This is a genomic window from Streptococcus sp. 21.1 (genome assembly GCF_016648635.1).
Lineage (GTDB): Bacteria > Bacillota > Bacilli > Lactobacillales > Streptococcaceae > Streptococcus.
In genome coordinates this window covers 1-24,156 of the sequence record NZ_JACLQL010000015.1, presented here as the reverse complement: position 1 = coordinate 24,156, position 24,156 = coordinate 1, and the positions used below count along the sequence as shown (strand labels likewise).

The 24,156-nt window shown below is 38.5% G+C and carries 15 protein-coding genes; 11 read left to right on the top strand and 4 right to left on the bottom strand.

Features of this window, described 5'->3' with window-relative positions; genetic code table 11:
• Positions 1-115 precede the first annotated feature (115 nt).
• From H7U01_RS09100 to H7U01_RS09075, 6 genes are all read left to right on the top strand, one after another.
• Positions 116-4,099 carry a mucin-binding protein gene (locus H7U01_RS09100; RefSeq protein WP_201041479.1) on the top strand — a complete coding sequence of 1,328 codons (3,984 nt, stop codon included), beginning with the start codon at positions 116-118 and terminating at the stop codon, positions 4,097-4,099.
• 263 nt (positions 4,100-4,362) lie between these two features.
• On the top strand, positions 4,363-5,112 hold the full coding sequence (locus H7U01_RS09095) for an MBL fold metallo-hydrolase (protein WP_201041478.1): 750 nt from the start codon (positions 4,363-4,365) through the stop codon (positions 5,110-5,112).
• A 137-nt stretch (positions 5,113-5,249) separates the two neighbouring features.
• On the top strand, positions 5,250-5,813 hold the full coding sequence (locus H7U01_RS09090) for a sugar O-acetyltransferase (protein WP_073950906.1): 564 nt from the start codon (positions 5,250-5,252) through the stop codon (positions 5,811-5,813).
• Between the two features lie 151 nt (positions 5,814-5,964).
• Positions 5,965-6,375, top strand: coding sequence for a MarR family winged helix-turn-helix transcriptional regulator (locus tag H7U01_RS09085; protein WP_060972268.1), 411 nt, complete (start codon positions 5,965-5,967; stop codon positions 6,373-6,375).
• Between the two features lie 25 nt (positions 6,376-6,400).
• Positions 6,401-7,786 (top strand): MFS transporter, encoded by a 1,386-nt coding sequence (locus H7U01_RS09080; protein WP_060972267.1) that lies wholly within the window; start codon positions 6,401-6,403, stop codon positions 7,784-7,786.
• A 166-nt stretch (positions 7,787-7,952) separates the two neighbouring features.
• Positions 7,953-8,711 (top strand): CPBP family intramembrane glutamic endopeptidase, encoded by a 759-nt coding sequence (locus tag H7U01_RS09075; RefSeq protein ID WP_060973011.1) that lies wholly within the window; start codon positions 7,953-7,955, stop codon positions 8,709-8,711.
• Between the two features lie 82 nt (positions 8,712-8,793).
• Here H7U01_RS09075 and H7U01_RS09070 read toward each other — a convergent pair whose 3' ends face one another.
• Positions 8,794-9,669, bottom strand: a complete 876-nt coding sequence (locus H7U01_RS09070; RefSeq protein WP_073686346.1) for a LysR family transcriptional regulator — start codon at positions 9,667-9,669, stop codon at positions 8,794-8,796.
• Between the two features lie 140 nt (positions 9,670-9,809).
• A complete protein-coding gene (locus H7U01_RS09065; RefSeq protein ID WP_037598004.1) occupies positions 9,810-10,160 on the bottom strand; it encodes a helix-turn-helix domain-containing protein in 351 nt (116 codons plus the stop codon).
• 349 nt (positions 10,161-10,509) lie between these two features.
• On the opposite strand from H7U01_RS09065, the gene H7U01_RS09060 reads away from it, so the two are divergent.
• From H7U01_RS09060 to H7U01_RS09045, 4 genes are all read left to right on the top strand, one after another.
• Positions 10,510-12,135, top strand: a complete 1,626-nt coding sequence (locus tag H7U01_RS09060) for a malolactic enzyme (RefSeq protein WP_201041477.1) — start codon at positions 10,510-10,512, stop codon at positions 12,133-12,135.
• Positions 12,136-12,218: 83 nt separating this feature from the next.
• Positions 12,219-13,166: an AEC family transporter gene (locus tag H7U01_RS09055; RefSeq protein ID WP_183135779.1), complete on the top strand. Its 948-nt coding sequence runs from the start codon at positions 12,219-12,221 to the stop codon at positions 13,164-13,166.
• 18 nt (positions 13,167-13,184) lie between these two features.
• The gene (gene mprF, locus H7U01_RS09050) at positions 13,185-15,710 is read left to right on the top strand and encodes a bifunctional lysylphosphatidylglycerol flippase/synthetase MprF (RefSeq protein WP_201041476.1); all 2,526 of its coding nucleotides are present in this window, start codon (positions 13,185-13,187) and stop codon (positions 15,708-15,710) included.
• Between the two features lie 242 nt (positions 15,711-15,952).
• On the top strand, positions 15,953-16,963 hold the full coding sequence (locus H7U01_RS09045) for a hypothetical protein (protein WP_201041475.1): 1,011 nt from the start codon (positions 15,953-15,955) through the stop codon (positions 16,961-16,963).
• A gap of 112 nt (positions 16,964-17,075) precedes the next feature.
• Here H7U01_RS09045 and H7U01_RS09040 read toward each other — a convergent pair whose 3' ends face one another.
• Both H7U01_RS09040 and H7U01_RS09035 read right to left on the bottom strand, forming a co-directional pair.
• Positions 17,076-19,601, bottom strand: coding sequence for a glucosyl transferase (locus H7U01_RS09040; RefSeq protein WP_201041474.1), 2,526 nt, complete (start codon positions 19,599-19,601; stop codon positions 17,076-17,078).
• 325 nt (positions 19,602-19,926) lie between these two features.
• A complete protein-coding gene (locus tag H7U01_RS09035) occupies positions 19,927-23,019 on the bottom strand; it encodes a hypothetical protein (protein WP_201041473.1) in 3,093 nt (1,030 codons plus the stop codon).
• A 283-nt stretch (positions 23,020-23,302) separates the two neighbouring features.
• On the opposite strand from H7U01_RS09035, the gene H7U01_RS09030 reads away from it, so the two are divergent.
• On the top strand, positions 23,303-24,156 hold an 854-nt coding region (locus H7U01_RS09030; protein ID WP_201041472.1), incomplete at its 3' end, for an ISL3 family transposase.

The following is a 24,156-nucleotide window of genomic DNA, read 5'->3' as shown; positions in this document are numbered from 1 at the left end:
TAAGAACTTGTTAGCTTCTCTGAGGGAAAATGAAATCTTAATAGAAAAGATTTCCATGAGAACTTAGCAAGTAAAGGATTTTATTTCTCATAAAAAGAAGAAAGGGGGAGTATTTTTGAGAGCCTATAGGGAAGATGCGACTGAAGCAGCAGCAAGAACTGCCGAAGAGCATATTGCACATAAATCAGCGCACTCTGATTTAGTTGATACTATAGATCTTTCTAAATTATTGACTAACCCAAAAAGTCGCTCTGACCACAGTGCCCCCTCCCCATTAGATTTTGCCAGAGCTGACGAAGCCCTCTTTGATAACCATGCTCAATCGGAAACTGTGAGGATTCCATCCAAGCAGGAGATTATCTTTCAAGGAGCGGATTCGCAAACTCCAGATCCTGAAGTCATGGAAAACCATGTCTTTACAGGGACTAGAGATGGGAAGACTGGTTTAATCGAATGGGACAAGGACAGCTATACCTATCCTAAGATATCGGTACCAGTTGTCCAGGGCTATTTCGCTGACCAAAAGGAAGCGGGTTTTAACGTTGTCACACCCTATGTGCCAACAGTAACGGAACATGTGACCTATAGGAAATTGGGACGCATAATCCCTGTGACAGAAGATGGGGAATATATTCCAGGTGCTTTGACTAAGCAGTATAACAATAACAAAAAAGATCCACGAAAGGCGGGTGAGACAGCAACACCAGCTGTTCAAGATTATATGACAGATATTAAAAGTGTAGTACCGAACAAACCAGGAGCGGACACTCCGGTTGTGTATCGTAAGATTTTCAAGAAAGCCAGCATCACTTATATCGATGAAACTACCGGTGCTTACTTGGTTAGCGACCAGTTGACCGGTGAATTAGGTGAAGCGATTGAATACGGGACAGCAACACGTATCAAGACTTTCAAAGACATGGGATATGACTTGATTCAGGACGAATTCCCTAAGGATGCCATTTTTGATGATAAAGATATTGATGATCAAGAGTGGTTCGTCCTCTTGCAACACGATGTTGCCAAGGTGGGACCTGAAAATGAACAAGTCCCAGATACTCCAATCAATCCTAATAATCCAGATGGACCTAAATGGCCATCTAAGTATGCTTACGAAAAAGAAGTAAGCTTCACAGTCTTTTACAGAAGTACAGATGGTAATGCGGATTTGCCAGATGCCGATGTGCAAAAGGCTTATTGGGTGCGTACTCTTACCTTCGACAAGGTTACAGGTGAGCTTGTTGATGAGACAGAGTGGTCTCCAAACAAAACCAAGTATTATGATATCTATGCACCAGTTGTTTTAGGCTATTTTGCTGATAGAGTAGAAGTAAAAGGTAGAGAGGTTACTGAAGATAACATCGAAGAAACCATTACCTACGTTCCACTTGGTAAGATTATTCCTATTGATGCGAATGGACGCTTGATTCCAAACGTTCCAACGCCAACCTTCAACAACGATGCCAATAACCCAACTAAGGTTAGTGAGACACTTGTTCCTCACATTCCGGGTTATCGTCCAATGCAACAAAGTGTCATGCCTGAGAGCTTGACAGACGATATTCTTGTTGAGTACGCTCCAATCCTTGAAGATGTAACGCAACCAACCTTGCAAACGGTCTTCTTCAAAGGAGCTGGCGAAGCAACACCGTCTGTTAATATCCAGTCTGACTTTACTTTCACTGGTAAGTACAATCAAGCAGAAGACACTTACACTTGGGATCAAGACAGCTATACCTTTGCTAAGGTTAATGTCCCAGTTATCGAAGGTTACTATGCGGACAAGGCAGTGGCTGGTATGCAGGTTGTTACACCTGATAAACCAGAAGCTACAGACAGTGTTGTCTATAAAGAACTCGGTAAGATTATCCCTGTTGATACCTTTGGTAATCCAATCGCGGATGCAGAACCAGTTCATTATGCTAATAATCCTCAAGATGCTACGCAAGTTATTGAAACACCAGCACCACAAGTTGCTGGCTACCAAGCTGAAAGTGAATTGGTATTGCCAATTGACCTCAGCCTGGACCAAACCTTGGTTTACGAACCAATCTTGGATGATATCACACAAGATACGAAACAAACGGTTACCTTCCAAGGTGCTGGCTACAAAGATCCAGTTATCAACATTCAAGATAGCTTCAGCTTCCACGGTAAGTTTAACCAAGTGGAACAAACAAGCACTTGGGATCAAGAAAGCTTCACTTATGATGTTGTAGAAGTTCCAGTAGTTGAAGGCTTCTATGCAGATAAACGTCAAGCTGGTGGACTTGAAGTTCGCCCTGACCTTCCAGAAGTGGAAGATACAGTTACTTACACAGAGCTTGGTAAGATTATTCCAGTAGATGAGTATGGTACACCTATTGAAAATGCGCCTACTCCAAGCTACAACAACGATCCTGAAGATCCGACCATGGCTATGGAAACAGTCGTTCCAGATGTTCTTGGTTACATTTCTGAAAAGGCCTTTATTACTCCAGAACACCCAGGTCAAGATACCAACGTGGTTTATGCTAAGGATGAGCAAAAAGCTATTATCCTTTACATGAATGAGCTTGATAAGTCAGAATTGACTCGTGATGTTGTCATCGGAAGCTCAGGTGAGAAGATTGACTACTCTACTGATGAACAAATCGCAAACTTGCTCAAACAAGGTTACGAGCTCGTCAACGATGGTTATGCGGCAGCCTTTGACCACACTTACAATGGTGACTCTGACTTTGATCAAGTCTTCGAAGTTGTTCTTCGTGAACGTTTGGTTCTTATTGACCCAGATATGCCAGCACCAGTTGCAGGTGAAGTCGTAGATCCAAACGATGTTAATAGTCCAGTTTGGCCAAATAGCGTAGAGATGCTTGAAAACCGTGCAGATGTGACACGTACAATCCAGTATGTCTTCGAAGAAGGCGGCTTGGCTAGCGACGATTACGTTGAAGTTCTTGATTTCAAACGTTTGGCTAACGTTAACCTTGTGACAGGCGCTATCAATTATGAAGCATGGTCAAGTACTCAAGCTGGCTTCTCAGCTGTTCCTTCTCCAGAGGTTGTTGGATTTACACCAGACCGTATGGAAGTAGCTGAAATGACAGATGTTTCTGTAGAAACACCTGAAATCATGGAAGTAGTAACTTACCTCAAGGATGCTCAGAAAGCTACAGTTACTTATGTTGATGGCACAACTCGTAAGAAACTTGAAGTGGTTGACTTGCTTGGTAAATCAGGCGAAGTGATTGAATACTCAACAATCGAGCGTATCAAGTACTATAGTGACCGTGGTTATACCCTCCTTGCAGATGGCTTCACAAACGGTGTTATCTTTGATGGTGATTCACATGTTGACCAAAACTTCATGGTTACCCTTCGTCATGGTACTGTTCAAGTAGGTCCAGATAACATCCAAGAAGCTGGTACACCAATCAACCCAGCAAATCCTGATGGTGCTAAATGGCCAGAACGTGAAAGCTATATCAAAGATGTAACCTTCACAGTTCTCTACACATCTAGCGATGGACAAGCAGAACTTCCTGCCAATAACATCCAAACCGCTCAATGGACTCGTAGTTTGACCATTGATAAGGTTACAGGTGAAGAGCTTGGTTCAAGCTACTGGACTTCAAATAAAGGTCAGTTTGAAACAGTCATCACTCCTGAAGTAGAAGGCTACAGCGCTGATAAGGATAAGGTTGAAGGTAAGACCGTTGGTCAACGTAACCTTGAAGAAACCGTTGTTTATATCCCGCTTACAGGCGATATCAATGGTAAACCTAAAGAAAACAAGGCAGACGATATCGTTGTTGAAGAGGTTCAAGACCTAGAAGTTCTCGACCAAGTCGAAGAACAAATGGAATCTCATGAGGGACCAGTCACTTATGGACCAGGCGACGACTTTGAAGCACCTGTTTCTGGTCAAGCTGAGGGTAAAGGCTCTAAACACAAGATGCCAATTAATCTCTCAAATGAGGAAGAAGCAAGCAAAGGTAAGATTGAAGAAACCATCAATATCGCAGGCTTCACCGTATCGGTAACAGGTCTAGGACTTGGCCGCAACGGACGTAAGAAGAAAAATAAAAAAGATCACAAAGATCAAAAAGAAAAATAATCAAAAGACCTGAATGACTCAGGCATGCCCAGACAGAAAGAAAATCTCAAGTTGCATAGAGCACTTGGGATTTTTTTGTGGATTACCTAACTGAGATTTGTGGAAACTTAGCATTATAAATGTAAAAGAAGGTGTTGAAACATAAACAGACATTGATTAAATTGACGATAAAAACTATAATCTAGTTACAAGTGTTATGTACTTAAATGTTCATTCAAATACTGTTAAATTCAACTTACAGCTTGTTTTAAAAAAGAGGTACTATGTCTATTTCGTTTACTTATTGTGGCGTTGCATGTGGCGTCATCTCTATTGATAATCAATTTTATATCGGAATTGATCCTGATTTATCACCTAAAGGAACCTTGGTACGGTTTAAAGGATTTGTCTCCGAGAAACAAACTGATGTTCATAAGGATAAGTCTCTTCTTAGTAAAGTTGATGTATGGCTAATTACTCATGGGCATCAAGATCATTTGGATGATGTAGGGAAAGATTATTTGAAGGGTAAAACAGTCATTTCTCCTAATAAGAAAATCTTAAATGGCGTGTCATGTTTAAATAATAGTGTTTTAAAATGGGGAGAAGAACAATCATTTCAAGTCGCTGACTACTGTATCACCATTAAAGCACTACCGGCTTATCATGCCAGCAACTACATCATACGAAAGATTGTTGGTAAGGTAAATGGCTATCAACTAACATTCACCAGTTCGTCAGAAACTAAAGTCATTTATTTTACCGGCGATACTGTTTTGTACCCAGGTTTAACAAAAAATGTTCCTCAAAATATAGATGCTATATTTGCTAATTTAGGTGCTGTAAAATCAGGTTCATTTGGTGGACCATTTACCATGGACTTAAATATGTTAAACCGAATGAAAGATCTCCTTCAACCTAAAAGGATTTATCCCATTCATATAGATGATTATAGTCATTACAAGACAACTAAAAAAGAAGTTGAAGCAGCAGGCTATAAGGTTTTAGCTGTAGGTGAGACCATCGATATATAATTTATTGAGCGAATTGAATACTCTACTAAAATGAACTTGTTTATGGCATTCTTACTCACGTTTGCATTGTAGTTTCTCTTGTGGTAACATCACTTCTATACTACAATATAGGAAAACAACCATAAAAGGAGTATGCCATGCCGACAGAATATGAAAAAATGATTGCAGGTGATTTTTATAAGCCTAGCGACCCTGAGTTACGTGCCCTAGCAGCTAAATCGAGAGAAAACCAAATGGCCTTTAATGCGGAACCTGACCGTCTCAAGAGAGCTGAAATTGTCAAATCTTGGTTTGGTTCGACTGGTGAAAATCTTGCCATGAATCCTCAGTTCGTTACGGATTACGGTGTTAATATCCATATCGGTGAAAATTTTTATTCTAACTGGAACTTGACTATGCTAGACGTCTGTCCTATCACGATTGGTGACAATGCTATGATTGGTCCGAATTGTCAGTTTCTAACACCTCTTCATCCGCTTGATCCAACCGAGCGTAATTCAGGCCTTGAATATGGGGCTCCAATTACTATCGGTGATAACTTCTGGGCTGGTGGAGGCGTGACCATCCTTCCAGGCGTTACTTTGGGGAATAATGTAGTGGCTGGGGCAGGCGCTGTTGTGACTAAGTCTTTCGGTGACAATGTGGTGCTAGGTGGAAACCCTGCGCGTGTTATTAAGGAAATTCCTGTAAAGAAAGACTAAATGAAGCAACTCAAGGATTTAAGTCCTTGAGTTTTTTTGAAATCTATTGAAAGTTGAGTGGAAATCTCTTGAAAAGTTATTGACATTACCTTCTAAAACTCTTATACTAAACAACGTTAGTTAGCTAACAATGTAGTTAAGGAGTTGTTTTTTGGACCACTTTGGACGCTTGTTGAAGCAAGCCAATAACAATATGATGCGCCACTTTGATCAGTTTGCTAGGCAGTATGATTTGACTGGAAATCAGATGGCCATTATCGATTTTATAACCAATCATGCTAATCATGAGGTATTTCAACGTGACATTGAGCACGAATTTGAGATTCAGCGTTCGACAACGACAGTTCTCTTACAACGGATGGAGAAAAAAGGCCTTATCGAACGACATACCTCATCGAAAGACGCTAGGCAAAAAGCGGTTGTTTTAACGGATAAGGCAGTAAAAATCGCGTCTGCCTGCCAATCCTATCTTCGAAAAGAAGAGGAAGAGTTTGCCCAGCAATTTTCATCTGAAGAGAGAGAAGTCTTTCTCAAAATCTTACAACACTACCGCAATATTTAAGTTTATATAGGAGGAACAAATACTTATGTCAGACGAAAAAATCTCCACTAAGATCCTGTGTGCCATCTTTGCGACAGGAATCCTTTCTTTTTGTGGAGTGGCTGGTGAAACAGCTATGAACATCACCTTTCCTGTATTGATGAAGGCATTTTCGGTTAATACGTCAACAGTACAGTGGGTTACAACCATCTACCTATTAGTCGTTGCTTGCGTGGTGCCCTTATCTGCCTATCTCAAGCGCTCGTTTAAGATGAAAACCATCTTTCTTGTCGCAAACCTTTTGTCTATCTTAGGTGTTCTCATTGACTTTATAGCTCCTAGTTTTAGCTTTGTTGTTTTGGGACGATTGGTTCAAGGGATGGGAGTTGGTTTTGCCCTACCTCTCATGTTTAACATCATTTTGGAGCAGGTGCCAAGTCGTAAGATTGGTCTCATGATGGGAGTTGGGACACTGATTACAGCAGTTGCACCGGCGATTGGACCAACTGTTGGTGGACTTTTGACGGCACATTTTGGTTGGCGTTCTATCTTCCTCATTCAGTTTCCTATTCTCTTGGCTTCACTGATTGCAGGGCTTCGCTCGATTGAGCAAAAGAGTGAGGTTAAACGTGAATCTTTAGATATCCTCAGTCTACTGGCTACCATCTTTCTTTTCTTGGGCCTGATTTTAGGTCTTCATGGGGTTGCTGAACATGCCTTCTTCAGCTTCTCAGTCTTAGGTTGGCTTTTGATTGGGATCTTAGGTCTTGTCATTTTGATTTGGCGTTCTACAACATTAGAAAATCCCATCATCAACCTCTCTATTTTGAAAAATCGTAAACTGACAGGTCATATCATCGCTTTCTTTTCTTTCCAATTGGGTTCCCTTGCGATGAGTTTCCTCTTGCCAAACTATGTGCAGTTGGTTAACAACTCTAATACCACTCTTGCAGCCTTGATGCTCCTCCCAGGAGCTATCATTGGTGCAGGATTTGCTCCGTTTTCGGGTATCATTTTAGATAAGATGGGAGCTCGTAAACCAATTCTGATTGGAGCAAGCCTTATCGTTCTTGCTCAGTTGCTATTTAGCTTGTTTGGTCTCTCCCTTTCAAATACTTTGATTCTCGCCTTTTACATGATTTTCATGACGGGACTTGGGGTTGTCTTTGGTAATGTCATGACCAATGGACAGAAACAACTGTCGCTTGATCAACGAGCCGATGCTAATGCCATCTTTAACACGCTCCAACAATTTGCAGGAGCAGTGGGAACAACACTAGCATCTCTAATTGTTGCTATGAGTCAAGCTAACCACAAGATTGACTTTGCACGAGCAACGGCTCAAGGTAGTCGAAATGGCTTTGTGGTCCTATTTGTTTTGGCTATTTTCCAACTCCTTGTCTTAGTTAGTGTTGTTAAAAAGAATGATTAATAACAAGTTTGAAGCAAAGGAAACATGCTTTCCCTTGCTTTTTCTTTCCTTAAATGAAATACTAATCTTACTGCAAATTTTAGTATTATGTTAAGGTTTATGACTTATAATAAACTTAAAGAATAAACCAGTCTTCGATCAAGAGGATAGAAGAAAGGAAAGACCAATGTCTTTACTCAAGAAAATTCGTCCCGAACAACCACTAAAGAATCTGAGGTGGTTTGATATCGGTATTGTTACGCTCATTATGTTTGGACAGTTTATTGTCCGTTCAACACAAATATATTTGGCAAGTTTGGCTCCAAGCGTTTCCACAGCAATCAGTGAGACTTCAACAAATACAGCCAGTGAAGGAGCAGGCTATTCAAGTAATTTCACCTTGCAGATTATTCTCCTAACCTTAGCGATTATATATCTCTGGATACGTCATTTTGACTTTAAACAATTACCTATACGCCTAAAGTGGTCTGTTCTCTTTTGGGTACCCTTTATTTTCGCTATCTCAGGTCTATTTGCCGATATGGTTAGCACCTTGTCAGGACAGTATAATTATTTTAGTCCTCAAGTTTTAGCCTATATTAATCCTATGGCTGTTATTGATAAGTTTATGGCTTTGTCACCTATGGCCATTGCTTACGGACTGCTTAATGGTTTCTACGAGGAATTTTTCTTCTTAGGGCTCTTGACCTCAGTAAAGGACAAGTATAAATGGTGGGTCTTGCTCTTTTCAACCATTGTCCGTGTGTCCTTCCATACCTATCAGGGCATGCTATGGGCTCTGGTTATCGGTGTGGTCTTTGGTCTACTTTATTATTTCCTTTATAAATACAAGGTCAAAAACTTGCTTCCATTCTTCCTCATGCATGCCTTGGCGGATATGTTTGGCTCGAGTCTCATTTATCTCTTGGTAAACTGGAATTATTAGTAAAACAACTCCCTTCGTTTAAGTACGAGGGGAGTTTCCTTTTATTGTTAGATGTATCTTAATTAGCTTAGTATTATCGCTTTTAATTTAATAGTTCTTGGAAGAAGTTTTCTACCTCAGGATGAAGATTAGTTTCCTTAAGTGTAAGTAGTGAAACATAAAGCGACATGCGTTCCTCTTTAACCATTGGGATAGAAATTAAATCTTTGTCTTCCTTTGTTATAGCGATTTCAGAAAGAAGACTGATACCAATTTTTTTACGAAGGAGTTGCTTAAGCAAATTAATATCATCTGTTTGAAAGAATGGTGTTGCAGCATGATGATATTGATTATTCAAATGTTGAAAAGCTTTTAGATGAACAAAATGTTCGTCTAAAATAATAAAATTTTCATTTAGAACATCAGAGAAAGCGATAGCTTCCTTATCTGCCAATGAGTGGCCTGAAGGTAGAATATAATAAAGATCACTTGTCATAAGAGTTTTAACTGAAAATCGTTTATCGATAATCGGTTCTAAGCTTCCAATAAAACTGGCATCTAGTTCTCCCTTAGACAAGAGGTTTAGAAGTTCAATAGAACCTTCTTGTATAGGGTGAATATTTCGAAGTGCTGAGGCATTTTCAATAAAAGCAGGCTCTTTACGAACAAGATAGTCAATAATAAGAGGCGGAAACCCAATTGTATCATAGGGAGAAATGCTTCGAAGTATTTCTTTTTGGGCACCTTGTATTTCTGGAAGAGCTTTCTTTACATGTCGTAACAATATATCACCTTGTGGAGTTAGCTTAAATGTCCTATGTGAAGGATCATGCACAAGTAATTGGCAATGAAACTCCTTTTCTAAACGTTTAATGGCATAAGAAATAGATGGTTGACTCACCCCGTTTTTTCGAGCTACTTCAGTGAAAGATTGCAGGTTGCTTAGGTCATAAAAATAGTATAAGTCTTTAAGATTCATAAAATCACACTTTCAAAAAATTGTTAAAAAGAGTTACATAGACAAGGCTAGGTGAGACGATAAGTAAATATTATCCGTAGTGGTGTGTTTGACTATAACTTTTTTATTGAGTTAGAATATGATGATGAGTCAGGAGATGATTATAGGTTATCAAGAATATCTTCAAAAATAGCTAGGATTTTCTCCCTTTTATCAACAGGAACTTGTTTCAGCTTCATGTTAACTCTTTTCAATGAGAGATTATCGGTTTGGTCAGTGGTGGGCTCGAGGCTATTGAAATTGAAAAAGTCCTCTGGTGTCAAGTTTAAGGCGACAATCACTTTTTCTAGACTGTGAATGGTCAGATTCACATTTTGGTTTTCTAATTGATTGATATACTTGAGTCCGAGTCCTGCCTGTTCCGAAAGTTCCTCCTGGCTCATTTTGTTTTGTTTACGAAAATATTTCACTTTTTGTGAAATATATTTTTGTAGATAATTATTAGTTGTCATATAAACAGAATACAAGTTTTAAATGACAAAAATAACTTTTTAAACAATACAAAGTATACTATAAAATCCATATTATTGTTTATTAGTTCAATATGCTAGTCTCTATTAGTACCATCATAATTGTTGCTACTATACAGACTGTAAAACAAATGTGTTATACGGTTAGGCACAGATAAAGTGGTTGTCCATTTGTATCTGGAGGAAAGATGATAACTGGTTGTATAGTTGATTCTGTCATAATTCTTTTTGCCCATTATAACATAAAAGAAATGAGTGGACACTATAAAGTACATTGTTCTTTAAAACAACTATTTAAGTAGTATAATATAAGTAAAAAGGAGGTTGCACTATGACTGCACATGATATTTTAAACAACCCTTTCCTAAATAAAGGTACTGCCTTTACCTTAGAGGAGCGAAAGGAACTAGGCCTTATTGGTTTACTGCCACCGTATGTTCAAACGATTGAAGAGCAAGCGGCACAAACTTATGCACAAATGCAAACAAAAGCCAATGATTTGGGAAAACGTCTTTTCCTAATGGAAATTTTTAATACCAACCGGACTCTTTTCTATTACCTCTTTTCTCAACATTTGGAGGAATTCAATCCAATTGTATACGATCCAACCATTGCAGATACCATTGAAGGCTATAGTGACCTCTTTGTAGATCCACAATATGCGGGATATCTTGATATCAATCATCCTGAAAATATTGAAGCCACTTTGAAAAATGCTGCTGGGGATCGCGAGATTCGTCTCATTGTTGTAACAGATGCAGAAGGAATCCTTGGAATCGGTGACTGGGGAACAAATGGTGTCGATATTTCTGTCGGGAAATTGATGGTCTACACGGGTGCTGCTGGAATCGATCCTTCTATGGTCCTTCCTTTAGTTATTGATGCAGGGACTAACCGTGAAGAACTTCGTAACAATCCTAATTACTTAGGAAATCGTCACGAACGGGTTCGCGGAGATCGTTACTACGACTTCATTGAACAATTTGTTCAAACAGCAGAACGTCTTTTTCCTAAACTCTACCTTCACTGGGAAGACTTCGGCCGCTTGAATGCAGCCAATATTCTTGAAAAATACCGGAAACAAATTCCAACTTTTAATGATGATATTCAAGGTACAGGAATCGTTACCTTAGGTGGTATCTTTGGTTCACTGGATATTAGTGGTGAAAAATTAACAGATCAAGTTTATCTCTGCTATGGTGGTGGTACTGCGGGTGCAGGAATTGCCTCTCGTGTTCTTCGTGAAATGGTAAGTGAAGGTCTTTCTGAAGAAGAAGCCTATAAACGTTTCTTTATGGTTGATAAACAAGGTCTTCTCTTTGATGACATGGATGACCTAACTCCTGAACAAAAACCGTTTGCTAAGAAACGTGCTGACTTTAGTAACGCAGACAAATTGACTGACCTGCTTGAAGTAGTGAAGACTGTGAAGCCAACCATTCTTGTAGGAACTTCAACTCAACCTAATACCTTCACCAAAGAAATAGTAGAAGCTATGTGTGAAAACACAGAACGTCCGATGATCTTCCCTTTGTCAAATCCAACCAAACTAGCAGAAGCTAGTGCCAAAGATTTGATTGAATGGTCAGATGGCAAAGCTTTTGTCGCAACAGGAATTCCTGCTGATACAGTTTTTTATAAAGGTGTCGACTATGTGATTGGTCAAGCCAATAATGCCTTGATTTACCCAGGTCTTGGTCTAGGTATGCTGGCTTCTGAAGCAAGTCTTTTGACTGATGAAATGATTGGAGCAGCAGCTCATTCATTGAGTGGTATTGTCAATCCAGGCCAACCAGGAGCTCCTGTCTTGCCACCATTCAAGTATGTAGCAGATGTTTCTATTAAAGTAGCAGAAGCAGTCGCTAAAAAAGCACAAGAGCAAGGTCTTGCGCGTGCTAAGGAAACAGATATGGCCAAAGCAGTTCGTGATTTGAAATGGTACCCAGAATATAAATAAGTAAATTTAATTGGGGTGTACGAGTGCGACTGGATGCCTCGTACGCCTTTTGCTGTATGTCCTATTATATAGAAGGGGAGACTATGGAAATCTTTATAACGTCAATTCAGAGTATTGTACCCATTATCGTCATCATCATTCTTGGTTATTTCTTGCAAGTCCGCGGTTGGTTCCAAGAGAGTTTCGGAAATGACTTGTCTAAACTTATTATGAATGTGGCCATGCCCGTTGCAATTTTCACCTCTGTTCTTAAATATTTAACTTTAGATAAGCTGATTAGCTTGTCTGGCGGTTTGCTCTATACGTTTATCGCCTTCATTCTTGGTTACCTAGCGGCCTTTATCGCGGTGAAAGTTTTTAGAGTGCGCCCAGGACGCCGAGGAACCATGATTAATACCTTTGTCAATGCCAATACCATATTTATTGGTTTGCCTTTAAATATCGCTCTGTTTGGAAATCAAGCCCTTCCTTATTTCTTAGTGTATTATATTACAAATACAGTATCTACTTGGACATTAGGTGTCTATCTGATGACGTCTGATAGCAAAGAAGGGGCTTCAAAACAGGCTCAAAAATTTAATTGGAAGAAGCTCTTCCCTGCTCCTTTATTAGGATTTCTCGTAGCCCTCGCCTTTTTAGTGCTCCGTCTTCCTGTTCCAAGTTTTGCGGAAAGCACCTTGACCTATATTGGTAGTTTAACAACGCCATTATCACTTGTCTATATTGGTATCGTTCTAGCGAAGGCAGGACTTAAGACGATTCGCTTTGATAAGGATACCATTATCACACTGGTTGGTCGTTTTATCCTTGCACCGGTCATCATGCTCCTAGTTTTGAAATTCTTCTCTCCAAATATGGTAGCACCAGAATTTAGGACCTTTATGATCCAATCAGCAACACCTGCTCTAGCGGTTCTTCCTATTCTTGCCAATCAAGGAAAAGGTGATGTTGAGTTTTCAACGAATGTGGTCACTCTCAGTACGGTTTTATTTGTGATTGTGATTCCGATTTTACAGACATTATTAGGATAAAAGGAGTAGAGTTTGCAAATGTTTTTAAATTGGGTTAAAAAATGGCAAACACTTATCAAACTCGTCTTATTTATATCTATTACTAGTCTAGTTATTGTAGAGATAACTAGACTTTTTAAAACAATTTCGTTTGATAAGATTGAAGAAATATTGGGGGAACTGTCTCCACTAAATGTCATCTGTTTGGCACTGTTTGGTTTTATGGCCGTTGCGCCAATGATCTTCTATGATAGTATCTTAAATAAAGAGCTAAATCAGAAACAAACATTTTCTTACTTACTAGAAACTAGCTGGACAATTAATAGCTTGAATAATATGATAGGCTTTGCCGGCTTGATAGATATTGGTTTACGATATTCTTTCTATGGAGATGAAGAACGACCTGAAAAAAGTATGCAGGGAATTTCTCGTGTTATTCCTTATTTCATGAGTGGATTTTCACTGTTTGCCCTGATAAGCTTGGTTTTGACAGGTTTATTCCCTTTATCAATTGGGATTAAGCAGTATTGGCCAGTCCTGTTAGGAGCTAGTCTCTATCTCCCAATTGTTTTATTTGTTTCAAATAGGAAAAATTGGGCCTATTTTGGCCAGCTTGGTGGAAAGACGATGTTATCTTTAGTATTAGCTTCTGCCCTTGATTGGGCTTGCGTACTAAATTTTTTCCTTTTGGTTGGGTATATTTTGGGCTATAATTTACCAATTTATGATGTAATCCCCCTCTTTATGATTGCTATTACAATTGGGATTATGTCAATGATTCCAGGTAGTCTAGGTAGTTTTGATTTAATTATGGTATCTGGTTTAGTTGGTCTTGGGCTTGATAAAGCTCAGGCACTAAGTTGGTTACTTGTATTTCGATTATTCTATTATATTCTCCCTTTCTGTTTAGGAGTTGTTTTATTCTTAAAAAATATGGGTGGACGACTAAATGAGAAATATTTAGGAATTCCCCAAAAGGTCATTGAGGCCTTATCTAGTATAGTATTGGTTTGGGGGTTGCGACTCTTTGGTTTCTTTCTTATCGTTTCAGCCATAGTTCCTCAAGAATTAGGACATCTTCCTTTGCTTAGAGAACTTACACCTAGCACTGGACAGTTTGTTTTTCAACTTCCTAGTATTGTTCTTGGTGCTCTGTTCTTCCTTTTAGCAAGATTAGTTAAACGACGTTTAAAATTTACGTTAACACTGGCTACTGTCCTAGGGCTAGTAAGTCTTGTTTATTTGAATATTGGTAGTTTTTCATTACCAAGTAGTATTTTCTTAATCATTCTTTTGTCACTCATTTGGTGGAATAAAGATATATTTGTTCGCAGACATTATATTTATGCTTGGGAAGATTGTTATAAAGATATATCCTATATTGGTGGTAGTTTCTTCTTGACGCTTGTTTTGTTAGGACATTTGAATCCACATCATGTGTTTAAGTTAAAACATCTCTCTCATCTGGTTACACACTGGATTCATTTTCTTGGTTTGTCTCTGATATTGGTCATTTTGTATGTTTTGGTTCTTCGTGAAAGTAATAAAATTAAAGAGAACTTCGGAGAAGTTTTCGATAAGCAACGTTATCAAGACTTTATCGCAACAATCCCAAATTTAAATTTAGATGCTGCCCTAGCATTTTTAGGTGATAAATATCTTTATTGGTACCAGGAGGATGGTCAAGACAAAGTTGTTTTCCAATTTGCAATTGAAAATAACAAGTGTGTTGTTATGTCGGATCCACTAGCACACTCAGGCTACTTAGAAAAGGGCTTATCGCAGTTTCTAGCAGAAGCTGAGGATGCAAATATCTCTGTTATTTTCTATGAAGTTAATCAAGAAACAACCCTTTTACTTCATGAATATGGATACGACTTTATGAAGTTTGGTGAGACTGCTCAGGTATCACTCGATGAATTTACAACTGAAGGAAAACACGGGAAGAAGTTTAGAACGGTTGTGAATAAGCTAGAAAATAAAGGATATCAATTTCAAGTATTACAACCGCCTTTTGATAAAAAGATGCTTAATACCCTAAAAGAAATATCGGATAGTTGGCTAGATGGTCGCCAAGAAAAAGGTTTTTCACTTGGCTATTTTGATGAAAAGTACATTCAATTAGCTCCAATAGCTCTTGTAAGTGATGAGGAAGATAACATTCAGGCTTTCGTTACCTTTTTAGCTAGCAATGGACCTAACGAAGCAAGCATTGACCTGATGCGTTACGACTTAAAGACAGCCTCCAATGGTATCATGGATTATCTTTTTGTAAAATTATTACTTCATTTTAAAGAAGAAGGAGTTACCTACTTTGACTTAGGTATGGCGCCATTGTCAAATGTAGGAACTGAGAAACATAGTTTCTTACAGGAAAAAGTGGCTTATCTAATCTATGCCTTTACCAATCGCTTCTATTCTTTTAGTGGTCTTAGACAATATAAACAAAAGTTTAATCCAATCTGGTCACCACGATATGTCGCTTATCCCCGTGATACATGGCTTATACTAGATATGTTAGCCATTTATAGAGTTGATAATCGCAAAGTAAAGAGATTATCATGATAACTTTTAGTTTTAAACCGTATATGATGATTTTCGAGATTTATTATGACTTCCGATAGTTTGTCTAAGTAAGGGATTTAGTTCCGTGTAAAACAGAGCTAAATCCTTTTTATCTTGTAAAAAATCAGCACAAATAGAAAGTTATAAATACATTTAATTAGGGAATGATTTGATTTTTATTAAAAATATGAGATAATAGATTTGGACTAATTTTAAAACAGCAATTTTAGAGGGAGACAATGATGTCAAAACGACTATTTTCGGATGAGCTGAATGCCCCCAAACCCCTTAAGGAGCTTTTCTGGGAAAATGCGGAAAAAGCTCGTATGGGGGAATTTTGGAAAGACAAGAAGAGTTACAAAGAGCTTTCAGAAGCTACGGGGATTCCGTCAGGAAGCCTTCGGATGCTTTTCATGAACAAGCCCAAGGGAAATATTCCAAAGATTGTAACCATTACTAACGGTCTGGCCAAGGTGACTGGGAAAAACATTACACTTGGGAATCTCTTAGCTCGAGACAATCAGCATGGAGTTTTTGAGTTTCCACGAGATCCTGATCAAGTCACGCAAAACTTGTGGAACAACATTCGTAAGAAGCTAGAGATTACGGAAGATATGGATGAGGACCAAGTCAGAGAACGTATGACTGCCTTTGTGGTATCATCTGGCATGGCTCAAACTAACTATAATTTAATCAATCAAACCGGAACGGTTTCGCTTGATACTTTGGAAAAATTCTCCAAAAGACTTAGAGTCGAGCCTTATGAATTGTTGGCAACTATAAGACGAAGGGAGATTGTTGATAAGGTTGAAGGTCCTGTTCCTAAGGAAAATGTTAGCGACTCCCACATTGATATTGGCAAGCTTAATACTTTCATTAAATCACAACCTTACTCGCCCAATGGTCAAGAGGTGGCATCTGCAGACTTAAGCCCACAGAATCTTTATCATTATTATGCCAAGGGAAATGTCGGAGATATGCCCATAAAAACAGCCTATAAATTTAAAAGACTTGTGGATATCTATGAAGCAGAATATGGTATTCTTGAACCTTCAAGCAGAGTTCTAGATGTCAAGGAACTGGAAAGATTCCTTTATAGTGGCATGATTACCGGCTATGCTATTTCTAAGACAGGGTTGATGAATGCAACCAATGGAAATCTCTATATCAAGGGCAAACGTCCTATCGAATCTATGCAACTGGATCGGGCCTTCGGTCTCTATAAACACCTAAAAAGACTGAAAAAGGACTAATAAATTCTTTACCTAACAAAAAGCCAAAATCAGCATTCTGATTTTGGCTTTTTGTTTGTTTTTTTATCTGTATGACTAGTAAGAATAATTTTAGTCGATTTTCTTACATTTCTTACAATTGCTTCACACGTCCATTTTCATCAAAGTGATAAGTCACACCATTGATGGTACGAGTTTGGTTGGTTACAAGCTCACCAGAGTTTTCGTCATAATAACGAGTTCCCTTGTAGTCTGTAACGAAATCACCCTTCACTTGTTTACCTTCATAATCAAAGTAGAGGTGTTGACCATTGACGACTTGATCAAAGAGGAGGGCCTTGCCATCGTTACCGAAGTAGTACCAGTTGCCCTTCCAATTAACGAATTGATTAGTTACAGCAGCACCTGTTTCAGCGTCAAAGTAGTAGTAACTGTAGATTTTAGGTTCGATGATAGTACTACTAGATGTCCGAGGATATCTAGTAGACTCTTTTTGCTCAGGACTAAGCACTTTATCTTTTGCGAGATAACCAGTAATTAAGCTAGTAGACTCTGTATTATCGAGATAATAGAGTTTGCCATCTATTTCTTGAAGACCTAAGAGTTTATTACCATTTTCATCAGTATAGTACCAATCGCCACCTACTTGATGGAATCCTTTTTCTCTGACTGCTGCTCCAGTAACCTCATCGTAGAAAGGTCCTGAACCGGAAGGCCCAAAAGTTCCTTGACGGGCTTGTCCATTTTCATAGAACGAATAGGTTACACCATTAATGGTATGAGAACCAGAAAGTGCTTTACCATCTTTATAATAATAGAAGAGCCCATTATCAGCACGAACAAATTGGTTCCGTGGAACTTCCTTCTGTTCACCGGTATCCTTATCATAGTAGTAGCCATTTTTAACTACGTTTTTGAATTGTGTTCCGAGGTGGTCGTCAAAATAGACAGGGACACCATCAATGGTATGGGCACCTTTTAGAATATTGCCTTGCTTGTCTGCATAGAACCATTTGCCTCGACTTGTAAAGTAACGCCCCTTAACAAGTTCACCAGTATCCTTATCATAATACTTAACTGGGATACCGAAGACAACAAAGCTATCATAGAGAACATTAATGCCATCTTTATCTACAAAGTCATCTTTAGCTTGTATTCCAAATACCCTATCGAAATGCACCTGAACGCCATTGATGACGTGGTCACCTTTAAGGATTTTGCCATTTGAACCGACATAATACCAATGGTTATTAATATTATGGTAACGATTTTTTTCGAGTGTAATTCTCGCACCAGAGTCTTTATCATAGTAGTAACCGTCGTCTCCAAAATCACCTTTAACTTGTCGTCCATAATAAGAATCAAAGTAGACAGGAACATTATTTATGGTTTGTGAACCTTTTAATGGTTTGCCCTCAGCATCAACATAGTACCAATATTTATCTACATTGACATAACGGTTGGTTACAAGTGCACCAGTTGAGGCGTCGTAGTATTTACCATTACCTCCGAAGTCACCTTTTACTTGGGCACCTGTCTTTTTATCGAAGTAGTACTCTTTACCATCAATACGAGTAGCACCCTTCATGGCGACACCTTTTGCGCCAACGAAGTAGCTCTTATCGTTGACTGTTACGAATCGGTTGCTTACTAGCTTACCAGTGTGTTTATCATAATAGCGGTTTTCCTTGTCAAAATTCCCTTTTATTTGAACACCATTTTCATCGAAATAGACCTGAGCTCCATTGATGATATGGCTGCCCTTTATAATTTGTCCTCTATCATTGAGATAGTACCATTTTCCTTTGATTTCAACAAAGCGGTTGGTACCTAAATTGACGAAAACACCATCCTGATCGTAAAAGTGTCCATTAGGAGCAAAGCGATCAATGATTTGAGTCCCAAATTTATCGTCAAAGTAGGATGATCTACGATTAATTCGATACTCACCGTACACGGGGTTCCCATTATCATCTAGATAGTAACGTTCATATTGTTTCGTATCGTTGCTGTAGGCTACGATAAATTGACTTTTGAGAAGGGCACCAGAATCTTTGTCATAGAAATTTAGTTTTTTAGCATTATTAGGATCCTTTGCAAAAACGCCTTTAGCTTGCACGCCATTTTCTTTATCGAAATAGACTTGAACCCCATCAATAGTTTGTGGTCCAGTCAGGTCATTACCATTGGCATCTCGGTAATGCCATTTACCGTTTTGGTCACTGTAATATTGACCACCTGTAATGTTTACGTTCTCATTAATAACAGGAGTTGTTGTAGTTGTTTCACTAGTTACACTGTCTCTTGTTGAAGCTGCGTGTGCTTCAACGGTTGTTGTTTCAGTAGGTGCTTGACTTTCACTAGTGGTTGCTGAAGCCGTTTCTCTAACGTTTTCCGAACTTGCTAACTCTGGAGCACCTGTTGAACTTTCAGCAGAAGATATTGCTTCAATACCCTTTGTTTCAACTAAGTCTGCTGTTGTTTCAACATTGGCAATAACACTTGTTGTTGTGTCAATCTTGTGTGTTTCACCAGTAGTTACTTCATCCGCAAAAGCAACTCCTGCAATAAGCGCAAAACTTGCAAGAGCTGATGCACATGAAAATGCAATAAGATACTTTTTAGATGTTTGATGTTTGACCTTATTATTTGTTTCCATAACAAATACCTCCCCTTTTTAATTTATATTATAATGCAATAAGAAAGCCTTTTCAATATTAAAAATAAAAAGGCTTTCTTTTAATGTGAAGAGATTGATAAAAGAGAATAACATCTATTTTTCTGGCTATTAGGTGAGATTTTTCCAGTTCTTAGTAATTCAAACAATTATCAAAAAACAAAAAAATCCAGGACCTGCGCCCTGGATTTAGGAGATTATGAAAAAGAAAAGTTTTAGGATGTTTATAGTATATAAAGCAAAGCCTAAAGTTTTCTTAAAGTGGAAGATGGAATTACTTTTTCATAATGCTTACTGCTCACTTACACTAATTGAGGAGTTTTCCATTTCCCTCAGCATCAAAATGGTAGGTCTTACCTTCGATAGTGAGGGTAGTGTTCTCAGTACGTGCACCACTGTTAGGATCATAATAATGAAGTTTATCATTTACAGTGACTAGTTCCCCTTTAGCTTGTTTGCCATCTCTATGGAAATAGACATGAGCCCCATCAATAGTTTGTTCACCGGTTAGTGCATACCAATTAGGTCCAAAGTAATACCAGTTACCATTAACCTCTTTATATTGATTTTTTATAGCAGTAGCTGTTTCCTTATCAAAGTAATAGATATGGCTACCATTAGGAATAAGTGATGGGAAATAGTCTTTAGTCAAGCCATTCGCACTAACCCTACCATCAGCATATTTATTTGTCGGAGCATCAAACATATAAAGTTCTCCGTTGATAATGTGAAGCCCTAATGGGACGTGACCAGAAGCGGTAATGTAATATCTATTACCGTTTTTGGCCTTAACGAATTGAGGCCCTTTGACTTCTTTGTTATTCAAATCGTAGAATGAAGAGTAGCCGTAAGGATATAGAAATTCTTCTCTAGCAAGGTGGGGATCTGCACCGCCCGTAAAGGTATACTCTTTACCATTGATAGTTCGAACTCCCCCTTCTCTAAGTCTTTTGCCTTTAGCATCAACATAATAAGTCTTTCCATTCAAATCGACAAATTGTTCCTTAAGGCGGGCACCACTATCTTTATCGTAAAATGAATCGTTTTCAGCAAAGTTTCCTTTAACCTGCTTACCAGTACTATCGAAGTAGACCTCGACACCATCAATGACTTGTTCACCAGTAAGGCGTTTGCCGTCATTACCAATATAATACCAATTATTGTTTATGTTTTGATAATGATTTTGTCCTAAGTCTACTCGGTCTCCTGAATTTTTACTGTAATAGTAGCCATCCGAAGCGAAGTCGCCCTTAATCTGTTTACCGTCTTGGTCAAAGAAAACATTATGACCATCAACGACATGGGCACCTTTAAGAGGAGTACCTTTAGCACCGATTCTATACCAATTGTTATTGAAGTTAATATAACGATTGGTTACTTGTACTCCTGAATTTTCATCATAGTACGCTCCATTTTCAGCAAAGTTCCCTTTAACTTGCTTGCCATCTTTATCAAAGTAAAAATTGTTGCCATCAATGACTTGTTCACCTTTTACAATTTTACCTTCGTTATTAAGATAGTACCAGTTGCCGTTCACTTGAACAAACTGATTGTTTCCAAGATTAACGCGTGCACCAGAATCTTTATCATAATAGAAACCGTCATCTGCGAAAATCCCTTTAGCTTGAACCCCATCTTTGTCAAAGAATACGGTTACGCCATTAATGACTTGCTCTCCTTTAAGAGCTTTAGAGTCTGAACCGATATAGAACCATTTATCTTTATTTTCATGGGTATTATATGAGTTACTCAGGTCATTGATTTGAACATAACGATTAGTAACAGGTTCCCCTGTAATTGCATCATAAAAAAGTCCATTAGGTGCGAAATTTCCTTTAACTTGGATACCGTATTTACCGAAGTTGAGATGCTTACCATTAATAATTTGTTCTCCCTTAATTGTATTGCCTTCGTTATCGAGGTAATAAATAAGGGTTCCTGATGGTTGCTCTAAGGAGACAAAGCTATTTTTGACGAGTGCTCCAGTGTCTTTATCATAATAATAACCATCGTAGCCAAAGTCTCCTTTGGCTTGGTGTCCTCTATAGTTAAAGTAGACACGAACGCCGTCAATAACTTGTGGACCTGTTACCACTTTTCCGTCTGACCCAAGATAATACCAATGGGTCTCTAGAGTTGGAGCCATAGAGCCGTTCGATTCGTAGCGTGTTAATTGAATATAACGGTTTGTCACGAGCTCGCCAGTATCCTTGTCATAGAATTGGCCGTCAGAATTAAAATCCCCTTTAATTTGATATCCGTAATAAGGGGTAAAGTAAACTTTCACACCATCAATGACTTGTTCACCTTTAAGTATCTTTCCATCTTCATCAACATAGAACCAATGGTTATCGATGAACACGTAGTGTTTTTTCCCTAGATCAACTAAATTACCATCTTGATCATAGAAACGCCCATTGTCAGCAACGCTATTACGCACCTGTGCTCCATCATACTTATCGAAATAGACAGATTTTCCATTGATGATTTGTTCACCTTTTAATTTGTCGCCATTTTTATCAACATAGAAAGGATAGATAGTGTTGTTATAGTTGTATTTAGTGCTAAAAACATAGCTATCTGTTACAAGGTTACCATCTTTATCGTAGAAGTGTTCATTGCTAGCAAATCCGTCTCGAACTTGAAGGCCGTTGTAATCATTGAAATAAACTTGTTTTCCTTGAATGGTTTGTGCACCTTTTAATGTTTCACCATTTTTATCAACATAGTAAACACCACCAAGATGATTAATATAACGATCCGTTACAAGAGCACCAGAATCTGCATCATAGTATTGTTTATTTTTTGAAAAGTTTCCCTTGACTTGTATGCCATTTTCATCGAAATAAACGTTGACCCCATCGATTTTTTGTGCACCAGTTAGGTTCTTACCACTAGCATCCTTATAATACCAGTTACCAAGGCTATCACTATAATATTGACCACCGGTAACATTGGTTTCACTATTGGTATCTGCGGTTGCTGATGCAGCCTCACTGGCAGCCCGGTCTGTAGTTACAGCTTCGCGTGTTTGGCCTGAGACCGATTCTGCAGGTGCTTGACTTTCGCTTGTAGTTGTTGAAGCTGTTTCACTGGCAGTTTCAGAACTTGCTGTAGAAGTTGAGGCTTGTTCTGAGACATTTGTGGTGTTTTCTGTGCTAGCCACATTTTCAGTAGTAACAGGTGCTTCGACAACCTTTGTTTCGACGAGGTCTGCGGTAGTTTCTACATTGGCAGTGGTAGCAGCAGTCGTATCAAGGTTAGATGCATTGTCAGCCTTAGCTTCCTCAGCGAAGGCAGGTTTTGCGATAAAGGCAAAACTTGCAAGAGCAGTTGCACATGAGAATGCAATCAGACGTTTTGTGGACTTAGGTCCAGTAAAATTAGAATGTACTTTCATACTTTTTCCTCCATTTCCTAAGTCCTATTATAGCGCTATTTTAGAGACTTTCAAGGAAATATAAGAAATTTTGATAAAAATAAGAAAACGATTACATTGTGATGCGAGTGAGAGAGGGAATGATTTTAGTTGCTACAGACTTTTCTAAAAACAAAAAAATCCGGCTCTATAATTTCTGTAGTGGGTAAAACTACTGTAGAGATTATAGAGCTTTTTGAATGCAGACAAAAAGTCCCATAAGAACTATAATGAAAAGCAACCAAACCATCATTAGGAAGAACTTATGAGACTTATTAAGAATACCACAGAATTAATCGGAATTAAAGACCAAAATATCAATATTTCACTTGTTTTTGAAACTGATACTCATATCGAGATTCAAGCAAAACTCGATTCCCCTGCACCATCATGTCCTCATTGCCATAGAAAGATGATCAAGTACGACTTTCAAAAGCCTTCTAAAATCCCTCTTCTTGAGCAAGCTGGAACTCCAACACTACTACGTCTGAAAAAACGTCGTTTCCAGTGTAAAAGTTGTAGACGAGTCACGGTAGCTGAGACATCTATCGTTGAGAAAAACTGCCAAATCTCCAATCTAGTCCGACAAAAGGTTACACAACTCCTAACTGAGAAGGTGTCATTAACGGATATTGCCAGAAGACTTCGCGTGTCAACGTCCACTGTCTATCGTAAACTCGACCAGTTTACTTTCAAGGAACATTATGACAAACTCCCAGCTATTATGTCCTGGGATGAGTTTGGCTTCAAGAAAGGGGAATTGGCTTTTGTGGCACAGAACTATGAGACAAACGAACTCATAACTATACTTGATAATCGCTGCCAAACTACTATACGAAACTACTTTTTGAAGTATCCATTAAAAGCTCGCCAAAAGGTGCAGTTTATCACGATGGATATGTCTGGAGCTTATATGCCACTGGCTCGCAAGCTCTTTCCAAACGCCAAAATCGTTCTTGATCGATTTCACATTATTCAGCACCTTGGTCGAGCCTTTTTAAAGACAAGAATTGCGATTATGAACCAGTTTGATAAGAAGTCGCTACCTTATCGAGCTTTAAAAAATCACTGGAGACTCTTCCAAAAGGACAGCCGTAAGTTATCTCTCAACCCTTTTTA

Bases quoted from the DNA above. Each gene is read 5' to 3' on its own strand.
- H7U01_RS09065 (WP_037598004.1), bottom strand. From the start codon at position 10,160: ATGACAACTAATAATTATCTACAAAAATATATTTCACAAAAAGTGAAA.
- H7U01_RS09090 (WP_073950906.1), top strand. From the start codon at position 5,250: ATGCCGACAGAATATGAAAAAATGATTGCAGGTGATTTTTATAAGCCT.
- H7U01_RS09035 (WP_201041473.1), bottom strand. From the start codon at position 23,019: ATGAAAGTACATTCTAATTTTACTGGACCTAAGTCCACAAAACGTCTG.
- H7U01_RS09040 (WP_201041474.1), bottom strand. From the start codon at position 19,601: ATGGAAACAAATAATAAGGTCAAACATCAAACATCTAAAAAGTATCTT.
- mprF (WP_201041476.1), top strand. From the start codon at position 13,185: ATGTTTTTAAATTGGGTTAAAAAATGGCAAACACTTATCAAACTCGTC.
- H7U01_RS09095 (WP_201041478.1), top strand. From the start codon at position 4,363: ATGTCTATTTCGTTTACTTATTGTGGCGTTGCATGTGGCGTCATCTCT.
- H7U01_RS09045 (WP_201041475.1), top strand. From the start codon at position 15,953: ATGTCAAAACGACTATTTTCGGATGAGCTGAATGCCCCCAAACCCCTT.
- H7U01_RS09070 (WP_073686346.1), bottom strand. From the start codon at position 9,669: ATGAATCTTAAAGACTTATACTATTTTTATGACCTAAGCAACCTGCAA.
- H7U01_RS09080 (WP_060972267.1), top strand. From the start codon at position 6,401: ATGTCAGACGAAAAAATCTCCACTAAGATCCTGTGTGCCATCTTTGCG.
- H7U01_RS09060 (WP_201041477.1), top strand. From the start codon at position 10,510: ATGACTGCACATGATATTTTAAACAACCCTTTCCTAAATAAAGGTACT.
- H7U01_RS09055 (WP_183135779.1), top strand. From the start codon at position 12,219: ATGGAAATCTTTATAACGTCAATTCAGAGTATTGTACCCATTATCGTC.
- H7U01_RS09075 (WP_060973011.1), top strand. From the start codon at position 7,953: ATGTCTTTACTCAAGAAAATTCGTCCCGAACAACCACTAAAGAATCTG.